This window comes from Hydrogenophaga sp. (assembly GCF_051007235.1).
GTDB lineage: Bacteria > Pseudomonadota > Gammaproteobacteria > Burkholderiales > Burkholderiaceae_C > Hydrogenophaga.
Window position 1 is genome coordinate 1 of the sequence record NZ_JBPCSJ010000026.1, and the last position, 3,357, is coordinate 3,357.

6 protein-coding genes are annotated in these 3,357 nt (G+C 68.2%); all 6 read right to left on the minus strand.

The features are described 5' to 3' along the window. Nucleotides 1-606 (minus strand): biotin carboxylase N-terminal domain-containing protein (locus tag ACR2JA_RS00915; RefSeq protein ID WP_434007260.1); only part of this gene is annotated, 606 nt, incomplete at its 3' end. Further along, a complete protein-coding gene (locus ACR2JA_RS00920) occupies nt 599-721 on the minus strand; it encodes a hypothetical protein (RefSeq protein ID WP_434007261.1) in 123 nt (40 codons plus the stop codon). The genes ACR2JA_RS00915 and ACR2JA_RS00920, both read right to left, overlap by 8 nt. 9 nt (nt 722-730) lie before the next feature. Further along, on the minus strand, nt 731-1,474 hold the full coding sequence (locus tag ACR2JA_RS00925; protein ID WP_434007262.1) for a DUF4126 domain-containing protein: 744 nt from the start codon (nt 1,472-1,474) through the stop codon (nt 731-733). Nucleotides 1,475-1,504: 30 nt separating this feature from the next. Beyond that, nucleotides 1,505-2,290 (minus strand): enoyl-CoA hydratase/isomerase family protein, encoded by a 786-nt coding sequence (locus ACR2JA_RS00930; RefSeq protein ID WP_434007263.1) that lies wholly within the window; start codon nt 2,288-2,290, stop codon nt 1,505-1,507. Further along, the gene (locus ACR2JA_RS00935; RefSeq protein ID WP_434007264.1) at nt 2,287-2,799 is read right to left on the minus strand and encodes a DinB family protein; all 513 of its coding nucleotides are present in this window, start codon (nt 2,797-2,799) and stop codon (nt 2,287-2,289) included. The genes ACR2JA_RS00930 and ACR2JA_RS00935 overlap by 4 nt, the downstream gene beginning before the upstream one ends. A gap of 8 nt (nt 2,800-2,807) precedes the next feature. Beyond that, nucleotides 2,808-3,357: carboxyl transferase domain-containing protein (locus ACR2JA_RS00940; RefSeq protein WP_434007265.1), on the minus strand; the 550-nt coding region annotated here is incomplete at its 5' end.

Consider the following 3,357-nt stretch of genomic DNA (forward strand, 5'->3'; position numbering starts at 1 on the left):
GTACTTCTCCACCAGCACCGCGTCGCTGCCGAAGCTGTTGATCGCTTCGCGCTGGCAGCTCGCCAGCGCAGCGGCGAAGTCCTCGGCCTTGTCCACGGCCCGCATGCCCTTGCCGCCACCGCCCGCGCTGGCCTTGATCAGCACCGGGTAGCCGATGCGGTCGGCCTCGCGCTGCAACAGCGCAGGGTCCTGGTCGGCGCCGTGGTAGCCGGGCACCAGCGGCACACCAGCGCTTTCCATCAGCCGCTTGGATTCGGCCTTCAGCCCCATGGCCTGGATAGCCGAGGACGGCGGGCCGATGAAGACCAGACCGGCGTTGGCGCAAGCGTCGGCAAAGGCCTCGTTCTCGCTCAGGAAGCCGTAACCGGGGTGGATGGCCTGCGCGCCCGTGGCCTGCGCGGCGGCGATGATGCGCTCCCACTGCAGATAACTCTCTTTGGGCGCGCTGCCACCCACGTGCACGGCCTCGTCGCAGGCCGCCACGTGCTTGGCGTCGGCGTCGGCGTCGGAATACACGGCCACGGTGCGCACGCCCAGGCGGCGGGCGGTGGCGGCAACGCGGCAGGCGATTTCGCCGCGGTTGGCGATGAGGATCTTGTTAAACATGGGCAGCTCCCGCGGCGAACTCGCCTGCACACGCTGCGCGTGTCATGCAATTTGAAGAAACGCCCGCGATGCGGCCGTTTTCGCCGCGGTTGGCGATGAGGATTTTCTGGAACATGGCAGGGTCCTAGGCAGGTGCAGAAGCGGAGGAAAAGAGATCACGCAGGCGGCGCAGCGCCGCGCGCAGGAACTTGAAGAGCAGCCAGGTGGTGAACCACATGACCAGCACAGCGACGACCACCACGCCGCCAAAAATCAGCGGCTGATTCGTGGCCAGCCAGACGATGCCGATCACCAGACCGTCTTCGAGCAGGCTCATGGCCACGTTGGAGAACGGCTCGGGCGAGGTGTTGATGGCCGCGCGGGAAGTGGTCTTGGCGGCCTGCGCGGTGGCGGCCAGGCTGCCGCCCAGCAGCGCACCCACGATGGCCATGGTGCCGCTGTCGGCCCCCAGCGCACCGGCGGCCAGCGCGGCGCCGGCGGGGATGCGGATCACGCTGTTGAACAGGTCCCACAGCGAGTCGAGGCCCGGGATCTTGTCGGCGAAGAACTCCACAAACAGCAGCGCGCCGCTGGTGGCCAGCAAGGCCGGGTGTTGCAGCACCTGCAGACCCTCGGGCAGCGGTATCCAGCCGATCCAGCCCGCGATGCCGACGATGAACACCACCGCGTAGAGCCGGAAACCACTGGCCCAGCCGAGCGCGGCGGCCAGGGCCAGCAGGCTGGGCATGTCCATCTGGCTGGCGGCGGCGCTCACGCCCTCGACCACGACACCGCCCATCTGCACCCCGGCGTCGGCCGCCTGCTGGCCGGCCTGGGCACCGAAGCCCCTGAGCCATTCGACAAAAGACGTCCAGATGCTGGTGTCCATGAGCGGTCTTCCTGAAATGGAAGGGCCAGATTACCCCGCCAGCCAGGCGGGTTTGCGCTTCTGCAGAAAAGACGCCACGCCTTCGCGTCCTTCGTCGCTAGCGCGGATGTCGGCGATGCCTTCCACCGTCGCGGCGATCAGCGCGTCGTCGATGGTGCGTTCGGCCACGTCCTGCACCAGCCGCTTGCAGGCTTTGACCGCGGCCGGGCTGGCGCTGACCAGGGCCTGGGCGAGTTCGCCCACCTTCGCGTCCAGTTGGTCCGCATCCACCAGTTCGTGCACGAAGCCGATGCGGTGCGCCTCGTCGGCGGAAAAGCGCTCGGCGGTGAGGAAGTAACGGTGCGCGGCCCGTGCGCCCATGGCGCGGATCACGTAGGGGCTGATGGTGGCCGGGATCAGGCCCAGCTTGACCTCGCTCAGGCAGTAGGTCGCGGTGCGCACGCTCACGGCCATGTCGCAGGCGGCCACCAGGCCCATGCCGCCGGCGAACACGTCGCCCTGCACCGCCGCAATCGTCGGTTTGGGACATTCGTAGATGGCCTTCAACATCGCGGCGAGCTGGCCGGCGTCGGCCACGTTCTCGTCGCGCGTGTAGTCGGCCATGCGGCGCATCCAGTTCAGGTCGGCGCCGGCGCAGAAGGCCGGGCCCTCGGCGGCCAGCACCACGGCGCGCACGTCGTCGCGCGCGCCGACCGACTCGAACGCGGCTTTGAGTTCCTGGATCACTTCGTCGTTGAAAGCGTTGCGCACTTCCGGGCGGGTCAGCGTGATGCGGGCGATGCGGTCCTGCACCGCGATGGTCAGGGCTGTGCTCATGGTTTCTGGGCTTCCAATTGCAAGTGGTACACCCAGTCCAGCTCGGGGCCGGGCTGGCCCAGCGCGGTGAGCGCGGCGGTGATCTGGCCGCGGTGGTGGGTGGCGTGGTTGAACACGTGCGCCAGCGTGGCCGCGAACGGCAGCGACTGCGGCACGCCTTTCATGGTTTTGTAGTCCAGGTTGCCGTCAAACCGCTCGGCCGGCCAGGTGGCGATCAGGTGTTCCCAGTTGGCGGCACCGCCTTTGATGGCCTGGCCGAGACGGGCGCGGTCGGGTTCGATTTCCGCGTCCAGTGCCAGCAGCGGCGAAGCGCCTTTGGAAAAACGCGCGTACCAGAGCAGGTGCTCGCCCACCAGCAGGTGGTTGAGCGTGCCGTGGATGCTCTTGAAGAACAGGCCGCAGTCCTTGCGGTAATCGTCATCGGACACGCGCGAGACCGCGTCCAGCAGCCGGTGCGTGGCCCAGACGTGGTAACGCGCCTGGCGGGTGAAGTGGGCGATCGGGTCCATGGCGGTGCTCACATGCGGAACAGGCCGAACTTGGTTTCCGGGATCGGCGCATTGAGTGAAGCGCTCAACCCCAGCGCCAGCACGCGTCGCGTGTCGGCCGGGTCGATCACGCCGTCGTCCCACAGGCGGGCGGTGGCGTAGTAGGGGTGGCCCTGCACCTCGTACTGTTCCTTGATCGGCGCCTTGAACGCGGCCTCTTCTTCCGCGCTCCAGCTGCCGCCCTTGGCTTCGATGCCGTCGCGCTTCACGGTGGCGAGCACGCTCGCGGCCTGCTCGCCGCCCATCACCGAGATCCGGGCGTTGGGCCACATCCACAGGAACCGCGGGTCGTAGGCGCGGCCGCACATGCCGTAGTTGCCGGCGCCGAACGAGCCGCCGATGACCACGGTGAACTTCGGGACCACCGAGCAGGCCACCGCGGTGACCAGCTTGGCGCCGTCGCGGGCGATGCCCTTGTTCTCGTACTCCCGGCCGACCATGAAGCCGGTGATGTTCTGCAGGAACACCAGCGGGATGCCGCGCTGGTTGCACAGCTCGATGAAGTGCGCGCCCTTCAGC